Source organism: Weissella soli (genome assembly GCF_001761545.1).
GTDB lineage: Bacteria > Bacillota > Bacilli > Lactobacillales > Lactobacillaceae > Weissella > Weissella soli.
The window spans coordinates 1,376,011-1,391,029 of record NZ_CP017326.1 but is presented as its reverse complement, the minus strand read 5'-3'; the positions used below and the strand labels follow the sequence as shown (position 1 = coordinate 1,391,029).

Below are 15,019 nucleotides of genomic sequence, written 5' to 3'. Positions count from 1 at the left end.
TTTATGTGATAAAAATGCTATTATTTTCTACGGATTAGGATTATGAATATGAGGAAGATACGATAATTATGCCAGTTTTAGATTTACATGATGAACAGACAGTTGCGCGTTATCAAACGTTTGTCCGTTCTTCGAAATTTGGGCAAGTCACACAAGATCTCGGTTGGGCAATGGTGAAGAATAATTGGGTGCCCAAGTATGTTTATCTTGAAGATGATCAGGGAAATATTCAGGCCACCCTCTCCATGTTACTAACCGAGACGGCTAGTGGTAAAAAGTTTGCGTATGCATCGAAAGGTCCGGTGATGGATATGCATGATTTGAATTTGTTTGATGCACTAGTTGCTGAGGCCAAAACCGCATTGGCAGATGACAATGTTTATTTGTTGCGGATGGACCCGGAAATTGCTTATTCTGATGCATTAGATACTGAATTACAAGCGCGCGGTTATGTCACTCGTAATCGCAATCTGGCGGGGGGGATGCATGCAACAATTCAACCACGTTTGAACATGGTATTAGATTTGACAGCTAAGCCCGATGCAAAAGAAACCTTTGATTTGTATCCTTCAAAAACTAAATCGAAATTAAAGCGTCCGTTGCGGGATGGTGTTGAAGTAGATTGGGCTGCTGACCAGGAAGCGATCGCAGTTTTCTTTAAGACGTATGCTGATATGGCTGATCGCCACGGCATCTCATATCGGCCGATGACCTATTTTGAACGTATGCTAGACGCTTTCGGCACAGATGGAGACATTTTACGAGTATTTATTGCCAAGAAAGATCAGCAAGTATTGTCAACTGGGATTGGCTTTAAGTATGGTGACAAAATCTGGTATATGTATGCCGGTTCGGAAGATGGTAATATCTTTTATGCACCATATGCGGTCCAAACGGCCATGATTCAATGGGCGCTGGATGCAGGTGTTGCAAGGTATGACATGGGTGGTATCGACACACCAGATGAGACCGATGGGTTGTATGTATTTAAACACACTTTCATCAAGGAAGCTCCAGTAGAATACATCGGTGAAATCGATGTTGTGTTGGACGAAGCCGTCTATAATGAACTAGTGCAGGTCTAAAGTGAAACTGGTCATCTCATGTTGAGGTGGTCTTTTTACTTTAGTTGTCGAAATGTGAAGAGTGAGATGCTAAAATAGAATTTATTGAATTTTGAGAGATGAGAAAATTTATATGACAGAAGCAGCGATGAATATTGAGATGCAAGTCTTAGTCGGGTTACAAGTGTTATTGGTTGTGGCTCTGCTGAGTTTAGTGGTAGTATATTTGCGAAATATGAAGAAGCAACAAGTAGGCTTAACTAAGAGTTTTGGTAAGGGTTTCTTCATCGGGTTAGTGACTGACTTTGGTGATACGATTGGTATTGGTAGTTTTGCGACCACAACGACATTGTTTAAACTAACTAACTATATGGATGATGATCGTAAATTACCAGGAACAATGAACGCGGCCCATGCGATTCCGGTATTCGTTGAGGCCCTTTTCTTCTTAACATCAGTGAAGATTGAATTAATGACCTTGATTCCGATGACGCTAGCAGCGGTTACGGGTGCAACGATTGGGACACGTCTTACAGCTAATTGGCCAACCCGTAAAATTCAACACGCTTTATCGATTGCATTAACGATTGCAGCCCTCTTTATGTTGATTAAACTATTAGCCAATCCGGGACAAACGGATTCAATGGCTGTGCATGGTTTGCATGGGTGGTTGCTAGTTCTTGGGTTAGTGGTCAACTTTGGTCTGGGTGTTTTGATGACAATTGGTTTGGGTAACTATACGCCAGAATTAATTTTCTTTTCATTGGTTGGCGTCAACCCATTGATTGCCTTCCCGGTTATGATGATGGATGCAGCAATGATTATGTTCACGGCAACTCTGAATTTTGTGCGTACTGGTCGCGTTGAATGGCGTGGCTTACCCGGTTTGGTGGTGGGTGGTGTTATTGGGGTCATCATCGCGGCTAAATTTGTCACCGGCATCAATATCACTGTACTAAGTTACTTTATTGTTTTGATCGCTTTATGGACTGCCTTTGGCCTCTATCGAGAATCAAAAAAACCAGAATTACGCCATTAGGCATGATAAAACAGCTCATTTTGAGCTGTTTTTTTGATGGCTCTAATTGTGAAAAAAGAAACATTTGTTTAAAAAAAACAAACGTCATTAAGTTGGTTGATTTAATAAACCAACCGTTTTATAATGATATTGTGCAATGAAAGCGATTTCACTCATGGTTTGAATTCATTAATTAAAAGGAGCACAAACATGCAAATTAAAAACCCAATTTTACCTGGATTTAACTCAGATCCGTCAATTATTCGTGTTGAAGATACGTATTATATTGCAACATCAACTTTTGAATGGTTTCCTGGGGTGCGTATTCACGCCTCGCAGGATTTAGTTCACTGGAATTTAGTCACTAATGTGTTGGACACTGTTAAATTGGTGGACATGAAAGGCAACCCATCATCAGGAGGTATTTGGGCCCCAGATCTATCATATGCCGATGGTAAATTCTGGTTGATTTACACTGATGTCAAGATTACTGATGGCGCATTTAAGGATATGAAAAACTATTTGACAACGGCTGAGCAGATCGAAGGGCCTTGGTCAGCACCAACGCTTGTTAATGGTGTCGGATTTGATGCATCAATGTTTCATGATGAGGATGGTCGTAAATACCTAGTGCAACAAACTTGGGACCATCGTGAATACCATCACCCATTTGATGGCATCACTTTAACTGAATTTGATGTTGAGACGATGAAGTTGAAACCAGCGACGGCGCGTACAATTTTTGAGGGTACTGCTGTAAAATTAGTCGAAGGTCCGCATTTATACAAACTTAATGGTGAATATTTCTTATTTGCCGCTGAAGGTGGTACTATCTTCACTCACCAAGAGGTAGTGGCACGTTCAAAGAGTTTAGATGCCAAGTCATTCGTTGTAGAACCTGATGGACCATTTCTCACTAATTTTGACACACCAAATTCATACTTACAAAAGCAGGGTCATGGTGCTTTAGTGAATACACCTGGTGGTGAATGGTATTATGCTTCACTAACTGCTCGGCCATGGAACCATGATAACGAGTCGGCTACTGACCCGCGTGGTTGGTCAACTTTAGGACGTGAAACTTCTCTCCAAAAGGTTTACTGGGATGAACAAGGATGGCCACGGGTTGAGGGCGGCCATGGGGGCAAAACGTTTGTAGATGCACCTAAAGATGCTATTGAAACTGAAGCGCCTGCCGATCACTCACAACATGATGATTTCGTATCAGAAAAGTTGGATTTAAATTGGAATACTCTTCGGGTACCATTCACTGAAAAGATGGGTACAACTGGTAACGGATCATTAAAGTTGATTGGACAAGGTTCATTAGCCAATCCATTTGATCTATCTTTGATTGCTCGTCGTTGGCAAGCGTTTTACTTCGATGCCGAGACCAAGGTTAAGTTTGATCCCTACTCATACCAAGCAATGGCTGGGCTGACAAACTATTATAATCATTCTCATTGGTCATGGATTTTTGTGACAAAAAATGACGAGGGTGCGCCAGTTATTGAGATCGGTGAAAACAAAGGTGGACTACGCAACGGTTCGTACTCTTCATATTTTAAGGACGATGCTCCTATAATTCCCGTGGGTACTGAATGGGTTCGTTTCAAAACTGAAGTACGTAAAGAGTCATACACTTATCTATATGCATTTGACGATGGTGATTGGATTGAAACTGGTATTACGCTAGATGCAGCTGTCTTGTCAGATGATTACGTAGTACGTGAATATGGTGGCTTCTTCACAGGTGCTTATGTTGGATTAGCAGCGGTTGATTATTCAGGATATGATAGCACTGCTGAATTTGATTTCTTTGACTACAAGGAGTTGGGCGATTACCTAGAAGCTGATGGGTCATTTTCCTGGCGAGCTGCGGAAACGCGTTACTTCTAATTAAATAAAAATTAATTAACAGGCAGGTCCGTTGGGGCATGCCTGTTTTGTTGTTGACATCTGGTATAATTGAAATCAGAAAATAAAAGAGAGGTAGCGAAGTGGCTAAATCTGAATTGGTAGTTTTGACAGGCATGTCAGGAGCTGGAAAGACAGTAGCGATGCGCGCTTTTGAGGATCTGAATTACTTTACAACCGATAACCTCCCACCAGAAATGTTAGCGAGCTATTGGAGTTTGCTTCAAGAACAAGAGCCAACGCGGAGTGCGGCGGTTGTGATTGATTTGCGTTCAGAACAATTTTTTGCTGACTTGGCGAAAGTGGTCCAAGACATGCGCGATGCGAATGATAGTAGTTACAAGCTATCATTAATCTTTTTGGATGCAACTGATGAAGAATTGGTCGCACGTTATAAAGAAACGCGGCGGCATCATCCGTTATCTGGGGGGCACGGGACACTGGACGATATCCATAATGAACGTGAGTTGCTGTCTGAGGTCCTTTATAAAGCGGATGAAGTGATTGAGACATCTTCCTTTGGTCCACGGGAGCTGAGAAAATATTTAATCGAGCATTATGGTGGCACGACTGCCCAGGATAGCCTGTTTAGGATCAATGTCATGAGCTTTGGGTTCAAATATGGCTTACCTTTGGATGCCGATCTAGTATTTGATGTGCGTTTTTTGCAGAATCCCTATTATGACGTCGCACTGCGTGAATTAACGGGACTGGATGAACCAGTAGCTGAGTTTGTTTGGCGTTCAGAAGGTGCCGAACAATTCTATACGAAAATTGCTGATTTGGTTGAATGGAGTTTACCGCGATACCAGGCTGAGGGGAAGAGTTCACTGACCATTGCCTTTGGATGCACGGGTGGTCAACATCGTTCGGTGGCATTCACGCATCGTTTGGTAGAGCAATTGAAAACGACACCATGGCCAGTAGATGAGTATCACCGGGATATGCAACGTCGGAAGGATAACGGACAGAGCGTATGACCTATAATTATGAAATAAAAGATCCCCGTAAAATTGTCGTTATTGGTGGCGGTTCAGGGCAACCTGTTATTTTGCGCGGACTAAAGCAGTATCATGTTGATCTCACAGCGATTATTACAGTAGCTGACGATGGGGGTTCATCAGGTACATTGCGTGATTATTTGAAGATGGTGCCACCTGGTGATATTCGCAATGTTTTGTCGGTCCTTTCAACGGTTGATCAGGAATTTATTGATTTTTTTCAATACCGGTTTAAAGAAGGTGACGATTTTTTGACTGGTCACGCATTGGGGAATCTGGTGATTGCCGCCATGTCTGAAAAAACAGGTAATATTTTCCCAGCAATCGAATACTTGTCAAAGATTCTGAAAGTGAATGGGCATGTGTATCCAGTGGTCAATGAGCCGCTAGAGTTGCATGCTAAGTTTACCGATGGCACAGAATTAACGGGTGAGGCTGAAATTACGGCCATTCATAAAGAAATCGAGCGTGTGTGGGTGACGGCCGGCCAGGAGCAGCCTCCAGAAGCTAGTCGCGAAGTAGTTAACGCCATTTTGGATGCAGATGTGGTTGTGCTTGGTCCGGGTAGTTTATACACAAGCATTTTGCCAAACATTGTCGTGCCCAATGTGGCGTCTGCATTACGTAATACACGAGCTAAAGTGGTCTACATTTCAAATATCATGACGCAAAAAGGTGAGACAGATGATTTTTCCGATGGTGATCATTTGCGTGTGATTAACCAACATGCTGAGGGGGAAATTGTTGACGTGGTCGTTATGAATAGTGGCATTGTGCCTGAGGAATATATTGATTGGCAACATTGGAACGAACTGTCACATCAAGTCCGGCACGATCCTGACGCCATTATTGAACAAGGGGCCGTGCCGATCACCGGTGATTTGTTGGAATTACGTGATGATGGTGCGTTTCACGATGCTAATGTTTTAGCCGATTTGTTAATGCAAATCGCTAGTGACACCAAACAAAATTAATGAGAGGAGGGTGCATATGTCGTTTGCCAGTGAAGTCAAAAAAGAATTAACCATGCTTGAAATTACCAAGCCAGAAAACGCCAAGGCTGAATTATCCGCCTTATTACGGATGAATGGTGCGTTAGGGCTCAGTAACATGCATTGGACGCTGAATGTGCAGACCGAAAATGCAGCCACTGCTCGTCGAATTTTGTCTTTATTGCAACAGTTTTTTGATGTTCATGCCGAAATCAGTGTCCGGCGTCAAATGAAGTTAAAAAAGAATAATTTATATGTTGTTCGGGTCATGCAAGGGGCTGAGGAATTATTAAATCAACTTCATATCTTCGAAGATTTCGAAATGTCACAGACAGTTTCTGAAAAATGGTTACGTAACGAGGGTATGAAACGTTCCTATTTACGGGGCGCTTTTCTAGCAGCTGGGTCAGTAAATAATCCCGATAAGAGCGCATACCATTTGGAAATCTATTCGCTCTATGAAGAACAGGTACAGCAGTTAGCACAATTTATGAACGAATTCGACTTGAACGCTAAGCTAGTTGAACGTCGTTCGGGTTATATTGTTTATTTAAAAGAAGCTGAAAAGATTGTTGATATGCTGAATTTGATTGGTGCCACGCTAGCGATGTTAAAGTTTGAAGATATTCGGGTGATGCGTGATATGCGTAATTCCGTGAATCGCCTCGTAAATGCAGAGAATGCTAATATCGAAAAAACGGTGACTGCTAGTCAAAAGCAGATTCAAGATATTGAATTTTTAGATGCGGAAGTCGGTTTAAACCGGTTACCGGAAAAGTTGCGTGAAATCGCGGAAGTCCGGTTAACGCATCGTTCGGAACCACTATCAGAATTAGGACAATTTGTGCGTAGTGGTGAAATTTCTAAATCAGGTGTGAATCATCGGTTGCGCAAAATTTCAAAATTAGCCGATGATTTACGCAATGGTGGTCAACTACCAAAAAACATGTAACACAAGTCAGTTAGTGGTATGATATATACACTGATATTTATAGGAGGAACTAAAATGAATCCGATTCCATATGTCATTGAGCAGTCAGCCCGTGGGGAGCGCTCATATGACATCTACTCACGTTTATTGATCGACCGTATCATTATGTTGACTGGGCCAATTGACTCAGCTATGGCAGCTACCGTGAAGGCGCAGTTGTTGTTTTTGGATGCCCAAGATCCAGATAAGGACATCTATATGTACATTGATTCACCAGGTGGTGAAGTTATTGCAGGTATGTCAATCTACGATACGATGAACTTTATTCATGCGGACGTGCAAACGATTGTAGTTGGTTTGGCGGCTTCAATGGCGTCAATCTTGGCTTCATCAGGCGCCAAAGGTAAGCGTTCAATGTTGCCACACTCACAATTCTTGATTCACCAACCAATGGGTGGCACACAAGGTCAAGAAACAGAGATGCGGATTGCCTATGAACAAATCCAAAAGACGCGTCAAGAGTTAGCCCAAGTATTGGCCGAGAATACTGGTAAGCCTTTGGAAGAAGTAAATGCCGATATTGAACGAGACAAGTGGTTATCAGCCACGGATTCGTTAGAGTATGGGTTGATTGACAAGGTCATGACTTCATCTAATGATCAAAATTAAATAATTGACTTAAATCTCACCGATAAAAAAGGATGTATATGTGCTTTTTTATCGGTGTTTTTTCGTCTTAGTTGATAAAAGCCAATTTAATGTAGTATTATGTGGGTGTAGTTTACAAAAAGTCAGTGAAATTATGAAAAAAATTATCACTGTCAAAGGCCAATTTGGGTCTATTTTACTATTATTCACAAGGTGTAAAAGGTTGTTAAATAAACGTTTTAGCGTTTTTGTAGATATTAAACACTTAAAATTTGTTAACATTGTTGTCAAATTCACAAATGTGAAGTATAATAAAATCTGTAAAAACGTTACAAAAAGAAAATTTTAGGAGAACGAATCATGAAGATTTTTGCTTACGGTATTCGTAATGATGAGATTCCATACGTTGAAGCTTGGGAGCGAACTAACCCCGAGATCGAGGTAGGTTACACACAAGAACTTTTAGATCCTGAGACCGCTAAGTTGGCTGCAGGTGCAGACGCCGCAGTTGTCTATCAACAACTTGATTACACGCGTGAAACTTTGAGCGCTTTGGCAGCGGTCGGGGTGACAAACTTGTCATTGCGTAACGTTGGAACTGACAACATCGACTTCGATGCTGCACGTGAATTTAACTTCAATGTTTCAAATGTGCCCGTTTATTCACCAAATGCCATTGCTGAACATGCAGCCATTCAAGTGGCGGCTTTGCTAAGCCAAGCTAAGGTGATGGAGAACAAAATTCAATCACATGATTTACGTTGGGAACCAACGATTCGTCGTGAGGTCCGTGATCAAGTTGTGGGTGTTGTTGGAACTGGCCACATTGGACGTGTCTTCATGAACATCATGAAGGGATTTGGCGCTAAAGTTATTGCATATGACGTATTCCGTAACCCTGAGCTAGAAGCTGCAGGTGTGTATGTGGATACCCTAGAAGAACTATTAGAACAATCTGACATCATTTCATTGCATGTGCCACACATTCCTGGTACCAACGATCATATGATTGATGCTGATGCGATTGCGCACATGAAAGATGATGCCGTTTTGGTTAACGTCTCACGTGGTGCGCTAGTTGACACCGATGCAGTGATTGCGGCGTTAGATTCAGGTAAGTTGTACGGCTTTGTTATTGACACCTATGAAAATGAAGTTGGTGTTTTCAATGCCGATTGGCGTGACACTGAATTCCCAGATGCTCGTTTGCTAAATTTGATCAACCGTGAGAACGTATACGTTACCCCTCACACTGCTTTCTATACTACCCATGCTGTACGTGAGATGGTTCATCAATCATTTGATGCAGCTGTGGCTTTTGCTAACGGTGGTGAAAAAGAAGGAAACGTCGTTAAGTACTAATTTTGGTGCTTGATGATAAAGGTAGCCCAGCGGGGCTGCCTGAAATAACAATCACGCAGCGTAGTTGCTATTTCAGGCAGTCAAGCGAGTAGTAAGTCTACCTACAGTAGAAAGGTAACCCCATTAACGGTAAGCCTTTTTATTTTGCTATTTTTCGGATGAAATTAACTATTTCTGGAGAGAGATATGGTTAGTTTAAAAGATTTTGAGGAGTGATTGTTCTATGGAAACTGAGTATTTTAGTGGCAACACAAAGCTTCAAGTAAAAGACTTCTTCTTTAAGGTATTGAGTGGTTCGGCACAAGGTATCTTGATTGGTGTTTTGCCATCAGCTGTTTTGAAATATCTCTTGAAGTTGTTTATTACACCCGGTGTAATAAATTGGGCTTCACAATTGTCAGCTATTTTGACTTTATTTACATCATTTATTCCATTTCTGATTGGTGTCGCAGTTGCTTTGCAATTTAAGATGAAGCCACTGGATGTCGGCGTGACTGCTATCGCGGTTGGTGCAGCTTCAGGGTCAATCAAATGGGGTTCTGCGGTGGCTGGCTGGGTTAACCCAGCTACTGGGATTAAGTCTGTTGCACCATCTACAGTGTATATTGCGAGTGGTGCGGGTGACGTGATTAACGCCATGATTGTCGCAGCCATTGCTGTCTTGGCAACGTGGTTAGTCTCAAAGTACCTTTGGGGCTTTGGTTCGGTTGCCATTATCTTGAGTCCCATCGTTGTTGGTGGTCTGGTCGGATTACTTGGTAAGTACATCGCCCCTTATGTTGGGGATATTACTACTTGGATTGGTGAACTCATTAAGACATTCACTGATCTACAACCGGTACCAATGGCAATGTTGATTGCGATTGCTTTCTCAGTGATTATCGTGACACCAGTTTCTACGGTCGGTATCGCTTTGGCCATTTCATTGTCAGGGGTTGGATCAGCCGCTGCGGGGGTGGGAGTTATTGCAACCACAGTCGTTCTGTTGATTAACTCAATTAAGGTAAACAAGAAGGGAACTTCAGCAGCCATCTTCTTGGGAGCAATGAAGGGCATGATGCCTTCCGTCTTTGCAAAGCCACAAACGTTGATTTCATTTATGATCACGGCTGCCATCGCCGGTATTCCAGTGGCTTTGTTTAACGCCCAAGGAACACCAACTTCAGCCGGATTTGGTTGGATTGGAATGGTATCACCCGTTAACTCATTCGTTAAGGATGCGGCTGATGCAGCTTTCATCAATCACTATATCAGCCCTGTACTCTCACTAGTCATTTTCTTTGTGATTCCAGTGGTTGCAGGTTTGGTTGTTGACTTCGTATCGACGAAGGTTGGTTTGTACAAGCCAGCTGACTTCGAACAAGAAATCTAATAGTTTTAGCTAAAAAAGCAATTGCATGTTCCGATGCAATTGCTTTTTTTGTCTAATGCTTTCATTGAAAAGATCATCAAAAAAACGACCAAGCCTGATATCAAGAGCTTGGTCGTTTTTTTAAATGGGATAAAACTGGGTATACTGGATTCGAACCAGTGCGTGACGGTACCAGAAACCGATGCCTTACCACTTGGCTAATACCCAAACAAGTTAACTCAATAATTGTACACTAAAGTTACTTGTTTATCAATAATATTTTCGTGGTAACTCGCGCATGCCTAGTTAATAGTATGCGACTGTGCTCTGGTCTTAGAAACAACTACTTTTTCGAAGTCATGTACAAAGTCTAAAAAGCTTTGCAGACGATCTGCTCCAAATGCTTGCTCCCAAGATAACCAGCGATTTGTCACACGATTGGTGACAACTTCACAAACTTCTTTGCCCTCATTAGTCAGGCGCAGAATTTGCCGACGACGATCATGACAATCAGTTTCCTGATAGACATATTCCTTTTTCATCAACATTTTGATTTGGCGAGAAATTGCGGCTCGAGTAACTTTGCGTTTCTCAACAATGTCAGTAAGTGTGATATCGTCGTATGATTCGGCGATGGCATGCATAATCAAATATTGTTCAAAAGACAGTCCATACTCTGCTGCAGGTTCAGACACAACTTCATCCAAATACTTGAGGGTTGAAATGTAAGCATCGATATAATCATCAAGTAATTGCATAATGTCCTCCTGGAATTCGTGAATTTAATAACAAACTGAGTTTACCATAAATTTCACAAATTGTCAGGTGTTTTCGCGCCTATAGGAAGTAATTTTCGAATAAATAATAAAATATGTGGATTGCTGGCCACTCGATGGAGTCAATCGGTGACGAGTTAAGGGGGGTTCTTTCTGCAAATATTAAGAAAAGGGGTAATACACATTGACAATGTCATGAATTTCATGTAAATTGGGATAGTTGAAAAAATAATCGATTATTAATTTTAACACTGCCTCCTCTTCGGGCCCGGCGGTGTGAAGGAGGATTAAATTATGGCAGTTCCTGCACGTAAGACTTCAAAGAATGCTAAGCGCTCACGTCGTGGTGGTCAAGGTGGTTTGAAGACCCCTACCATCCACTTGAACGAAAATGGTGTTTACGTACGTAACCACCACGTGGCCGCTGATGGCACTTACAATGGTAAGCAAGTTGTTGCTAAGTAATTAGTAATAATCATAAAAAGCCAGTTATCATCTGATAACTGGCTTTTTTGTGTTCTCTAAGGAATCCGAATTAATACTTGATGGCTAACTTGCCAATGATTTTGCCACTGCCGGCTTTCTCTTGCGCGGCATAGATGTTGCTAGCTGAAAAACCTTCAATGGTTTCTGTCAGGGTTGTGTTAAAGTGCTTGTTTTCGATGAGATCAGTTGCAAAAGCTAGGGCGTCCCCTTGTGAGGCAACGTTGTAGTTATTCAAGGCCTTGGCAAACATAAATTCCCAGTGCAACGAGGCTGCCTTGGCTTTCAAGGGATCACCAATGGCTAATGGGGCTGTTGGTTCAACAATCATGCCTATATGGCCGAATGGCGCGATTAATTCGGCGGCCTTGGCAAAATGCTCGTTCGTGGCACTTAAAATTGCAATGTAGGGAATGCTGGGATAGCCCAGCTGTTTCAGCTCACTAACGTAGTCATGGCGATGATTAACCACATGGTGGGCACCTAGTTTGGTCACCCAGGCGGTGGTCTCTGGCCGTGAAGCAGTGGCGATCACATCCATGCCCAACCACTGACTAAGCTGGATCATGGCAGAACCGACGCCGCCAGCGCCATTAATAATCAAAATGGTTTGCCCGCGTTGGCTTTGAGCTTCAGGCTTCAAACCAAATTGATCAAATAACAGTTCGTACGCAGTTAGAAAAGTCAATGGGATGGCGGCCGCTTCTGCATCGTCTAAGTTGGCCGGGGCGATGGCCACTAGATCTTCACGGACAACTTGATATTCAGCATAAGAACCATTCCGGCCAAGTTCCCCAGCGTAATAGACGCGGTCATGCACTTTAAATTTAGTCACAGCGGAACCAATTTCAATCACTTCACCAACGCCATCAAATCCCAGGATTTTGGTGGCGTTATTTTGTGTGGCGATGAGTCGTTGTTTCTGATCAACCGGATTAATCGAAATTGCGGCCACTTTCACTAAGATGTCGTTAGCACCTAATGGCGTTGTTGGCACGCTGGCTTCGATCAATGGTTGTGCTGGGTTGTTAGTTGTAATTACTGCTTGCATGCGTGTGATTGTCATTTTGCAATTATTTTCTCCGTTAGTTTTATATGAGATCATTATACACGGCTTTATTTGATTGGTGCTAAATTAGCGATTGCTCATATTGAAATAAATGAAATATTTTAGACATAAACACTTGCACTCTTCGTAGTAGAGTGCTAAAATAGAATCATAGAGTTAGGAGTGAGATATAGAGATGAGTCCTAATTCGACCTGCCACTTAGTGGTGTGGAGACGAAGGTATTTATCAGGGAATACCATTAAATACCAGAAGTTACAATGATAAATAAAATAAAAAATAGGGAGGTCATTATTATGGCTACATATGATCCATTTCGTGATTTTGACGATATTTTCCGGGCATTAAACGGTTCCATGGATAGTGATCGTTTACGTCGTGAGCAGCAACTACGCGCTGCCCAACAACAATCACAATTACGTCAACAAGAAGTACAACAAGCGCAGGATGGGGGCTTACTTGAGCAATTTGGTATCAATATGACTGAGTTGGCACGTCAAGGTAAGTTTGACCCAGTCATTGGTCGAGATGATGAAATAGCGCGAGTTATTGAAATTTTGAACCGTCGTACCAAGAACAATCCTGTTCTGATTGGTGAAGCGGGTGTTGGAAAGACGGCCGTGGTTGAAGGATTGGCACAAGCAATTGTTAATGGCGAAGTGCCAGCTAAGTTACAAAATAAAGAAGTCATTCGACTAGATGTTGTTTCCTTGGTTCAGGGCACAGGTGTGCGTGGACAATTCGAGGAGCGGATGCAAAAGTTGATGGATGAAGTTTCAAAGCGTGATGACATCATTTTGTTCATTGATGAAATTCACGAGATTATGGGTGCCGGTACAGCTGGCGAAGGGTCGATGGATGCTGGTAACATCCTAAAGCCAGCCTTGGCTCGTGGCGAGTTCCAATTGGTTGGGGCCACTACTTTGAATGAGTATCGACAAATTGAAAAAGACGCAGCGATTGCACGTCGGTTCCAAACTGTCCAAGTCAACGAGCCTTCAACAGATGAAGCTTTACAGATTTTGAATGGAATTCGCTCGCGTTATGAGGATTATCACAAGGTAAAGTACAGTGATGAGGCTTTAGAAGCCGCTGTGAATTTGTCGAATCGGTATATTCAGGAACGCTTCTTACCGGATAAGGCCATTGATTTAATTGATGAGGCGGGTTCACGCAAGAATTTGACTATCAAGGTTGATGATCCGGCTAAGGTGCAAAAGCAGATTGATTATGCTGAAAAAGAAAAGCAGGCAGCCATTGACCGTGAAGACTTCGAGAAGGCTGGCTATTGGAAGACCCAGGCTGAGCAGCTTCAACGTCAACTGGAGGCAGCTAAGACTAGTCAACCAGTTGTTGATGATGCGCAGACAGTCACCGTCAAGGATATTCAACAAATTGTTGAGGAGAAGACGGGTATTCCAGTGGGTGAGCTGCAGGAGTCTGAGCAAACGCAGTTGAATCATCTCGCTGAGAATTTGGCTGCCCATGTGATTGGTCAAGATGAAGCAACTAGTAAGATTGCCCGAGCTATTCGCCGGAATCGTGTTGGCTTTAACAAGTCTGGCCGTCCAATTGGAAGCTTCTTGTTTGTTGGACCGACCGGTGTGGGAAAGACCGAAACAGCTAAGCGTTTGGCCAAGGAATTATTCGGCACAACTGATAGTATGATCCGGTTTGATATGTCAGAGTACATGGAAAAGCACAGTGTTTCGAAGCTGATTGGGGCACCAGCTGGCTACGTTGGCTACGAAGAAGCTGGTCAATTGACAGAGGCAGTTCGGCGTCACCCGTATTCATTGATTTTGCTAGATGAGGTTGAAAAGGCCCACCCTGATGTGATGAACATGTTTTTACAGGTTTTGGATGATGGCCGCTTAACTGATGCACAAGGGCATACGGTTTCGTTTAAAGACACTGTCATCATCATGACGTCAAACGCTGGGACAGGGGTCAAGAGTGCCAAGGTTGGTTTCGATGAAACGACCGATAATGATGATTTAATGGCGCGCTTGGCACCATATTTCAAGCCAGAATTTTTGAATCGTTTTGACGCGGTAATTGAATTCAACGCCTTGTCAAAGGCAAATCTGTTGCAGATTGTCGATTTGATGCTGGCTGATATGCAAGCTGTCCTCGTGGAAAACGGGCTATCGATTGAAATTTCGGCAGACGTTAAGGATCGCTTAGTTGACCTGGGGTACGATCCAACGATGGGAGCCCGACCATTACGCCGAGTGATCCAAGATCAGTTGGAAGACCAAATTGCCGACTTTTACTTGGATAATCCAGATATCAAGCAATTGCAAGCTGAGCTGATTGACGATGAAATCAAGGTTGCCGCCTTGCATGTCGATGAGACGGTGGCGGCTAGTTAAAATAAAATAATTTTGCAAGTAACTCATCAAGTCT

The 15,019-nt window shown here is 42.7% G+C and carries 13 protein-coding genes and 1 tRNA gene; 11 read left to right on the top strand and 3 right to left on the bottom strand.

The features are described from left to right. The first annotated feature begins 68 nt into the window (after window positions 1-68). The 9 genes from femX (at window position 69) to WSWS_RS06700 (ending at window position 10,305) form a co-directional block, all read left to right on the top strand. On the top strand, window positions 69-1,085 hold the full coding sequence (femX, locus tag WSWS_RS06740; protein WP_070230552.1) for a UDP-N-acetylmuramoylpentapeptide-lysine N(6)-alanyltransferase: 1,017 nt from the start codon (window positions 69-71) through the stop codon (window positions 1,083-1,085). 112 nt (window positions 1,086-1,197) lie between these two features. After that, window positions 1,198-2,103: a sodium:solute symporter gene (locus tag WSWS_RS06735; protein WP_371859418.1), complete on the top strand. Its 906-nt coding sequence runs from the start codon at window positions 1,198-1,200 to the stop codon at window positions 2,101-2,103. A gap of 189 nt (window positions 2,104-2,292) precedes the next feature. Further along, the gene (locus WSWS_RS06730) at window positions 2,293-3,981 is read left to right on the top strand and encodes a glycoside hydrolase family 43 protein (RefSeq protein WP_070230551.1); all 1,689 of its coding nucleotides are present in this window, start codon (window positions 2,293-2,295) and stop codon (window positions 3,979-3,981) included. 134 nt (window positions 3,982-4,115) lie between these two features. After that, a complete protein-coding gene (gene rapZ / locus WSWS_RS06725) occupies window positions 4,116-4,979 on the top strand; it encodes an RNase adapter RapZ (protein ID WP_210726309.1) in 864 nt (287 codons plus the stop codon). Beyond that, window positions 4,976-5,974: a gluconeogenesis factor YvcK family protein gene (locus WSWS_RS06720; RefSeq protein WP_070230549.1), complete on the top strand. Its 999-nt coding sequence runs from the start codon at window positions 4,976-4,978 to the stop codon at window positions 5,972-5,974. Before rapZ ends, WSWS_RS06720 begins: the two co-directional genes overlap by 4 nt. Before the next feature lie 16 nt (window positions 5,975-5,990). After that, complete coding sequence (gene whiA, locus WSWS_RS06715; RefSeq protein ID WP_070230548.1) at window positions 5,991-6,944, top strand: DNA-binding protein WhiA; 954 nt, start codon at window positions 5,991-5,993, stop codon at window positions 6,942-6,944. A 54-nt stretch (window positions 6,945-6,998) separates the two neighbouring features. Further along, the gene (locus WSWS_RS06710; protein ID WP_070230547.1) at window positions 6,999-7,592 is read left to right on the top strand and encodes an ATP-dependent Clp protease proteolytic subunit; all 594 of its coding nucleotides are present in this window, start codon (window positions 6,999-7,001) and stop codon (window positions 7,590-7,592) included. A 339-nt stretch (window positions 7,593-7,931) separates the two neighbouring features. Continuing rightward, window positions 7,932-8,933, top strand: a complete 1,002-nt coding sequence (locus WSWS_RS06705) for a D-2-hydroxyacid dehydrogenase (RefSeq protein ID WP_070230546.1) — start codon at window positions 7,932-7,934, stop codon at window positions 8,931-8,933. Window positions 8,934-9,156: 223 nt separating this feature from the next. Further along, window positions 9,157-10,305, top strand: coding sequence for a PTS sugar transporter subunit IIC (locus tag WSWS_RS06700; RefSeq protein WP_070230545.1), 1,149 nt, complete (start codon window positions 9,157-9,159; stop codon window positions 10,303-10,305). Between the two features lie 135 nt (window positions 10,306-10,440). Here WSWS_RS06700 and WSWS_RS06695 read toward each other — a convergent pair. Together WSWS_RS06695 and WSWS_RS06690 are read right to left on the bottom strand one after the other, a co-directional pair. Continuing rightward, window positions 10,441-10,512, bottom strand: a tRNA-Gln gene (locus tag WSWS_RS06695). Window positions 10,513-10,586: 74 nt separating this feature from the next. Further along, window positions 10,587-11,042, bottom strand: a complete 456-nt coding sequence (locus WSWS_RS06690) for a MarR family winged helix-turn-helix transcriptional regulator (RefSeq protein ID WP_070230544.1) — start codon at window positions 11,040-11,042, stop codon at window positions 10,587-10,589. A gap of 312 nt (window positions 11,043-11,354) precedes the next feature. On the opposite strand from WSWS_RS06690, the gene rpmF reads away from it, so the two are divergent. After that, on the top strand, window positions 11,355-11,525 hold the full coding sequence (gene rpmF / locus WSWS_RS06685) for a 50S ribosomal protein L32 (protein ID WP_070230543.1): 171 nt from the start codon (window positions 11,355-11,357) through the stop codon (window positions 11,523-11,525). Between the two features lie 70 nt (window positions 11,526-11,595). On the opposite strand, the gene WSWS_RS06680 is transcribed toward rpmF, so the two are convergent. After that, window positions 11,596-12,609, bottom strand: coding sequence for a zinc-binding alcohol dehydrogenase family protein (locus WSWS_RS06680; protein WP_070230542.1), 1,014 nt, complete (start codon window positions 12,607-12,609; stop codon window positions 11,596-11,598). 297 nt (window positions 12,610-12,906) lie between these two features. Here WSWS_RS06680 and WSWS_RS06675 point away from each other — a divergent pair, with 297 nt between their 5' ends. Next, a complete protein-coding gene (locus WSWS_RS06675; protein WP_070230541.1) occupies window positions 12,907-14,985 on the top strand; it encodes an ATP-dependent Clp protease ATP-binding subunit in 2,079 nt (692 codons plus the stop codon). The last annotated feature ends 34 nt before the right edge of the window (window positions 14,986-15,019 follow it).

Excerpts from the sequence above, each read along its gene's own strand:
- femX (WP_070230552.1), top strand. The coding sequence starts at position 69 with ATGCCAGTTTTAGATTTACATGATGAACAGACAGTTGCGCGTTATCAA.
- WSWS_RS06735 (WP_371859418.1), top strand. The coding sequence starts at position 1,198 with ATGACAGAAGCAGCGATGAATATTGAGATGCAAGTCTTAGTCGGGTTA.
- WSWS_RS06730 (WP_070230551.1), top strand. The coding sequence starts at position 2,293 with ATGCAAATTAAAAACCCAATTTTACCTGGATTTAACTCAGATCCGTCA.
- rapZ (WP_210726309.1), top strand. The coding sequence starts at position 4,116 with ATGTCAGGAGCTGGAAAGACAGTAGCGATGCGCGCTTTTGAGGATCTG.
- WSWS_RS06720 (WP_070230549.1), top strand. The coding sequence starts at position 4,976 with ATGACCTATAATTATGAAATAAAAGATCCCCGTAAAATTGTCGTTATT.
- whiA (WP_070230548.1), top strand. The coding sequence starts at position 5,991 with ATGTCGTTTGCCAGTGAAGTCAAAAAAGAATTAACCATGCTTGAAATT.
- WSWS_RS06710 (WP_070230547.1), top strand. The coding sequence starts at position 6,999 with ATGAATCCGATTCCATATGTCATTGAGCAGTCAGCCCGTGGGGAGCGC.
- WSWS_RS06705 (WP_070230546.1), top strand. The coding sequence starts at position 7,932 with ATGAAGATTTTTGCTTACGGTATTCGTAATGATGAGATTCCATACGTT.
- WSWS_RS06700 (WP_070230545.1), top strand. The coding sequence starts at position 9,157 with ATGGAAACTGAGTATTTTAGTGGCAACACAAAGCTTCAAGTAAAAGAC.
- WSWS_RS06690 (WP_070230544.1), bottom strand. The coding sequence starts at position 11,042 with ATGCAATTACTTGATGATTATATCGATGCTTACATTTCAACCCTCAAG.
- rpmF (WP_070230543.1), top strand. The coding sequence starts at position 11,355 with ATGGCAGTTCCTGCACGTAAGACTTCAAAGAATGCTAAGCGCTCACGT.
- WSWS_RS06680 (WP_070230542.1), bottom strand. The coding sequence starts at position 12,609 with ATGACAATCACACGCATGCAAGCAGTAATTACAACTAACAACCCAGCA.
- WSWS_RS06675 (WP_070230541.1), top strand. The coding sequence starts at position 12,907 with ATGGCTACATATGATCCATTTCGTGATTTTGACGATATTTTCCGGGCA.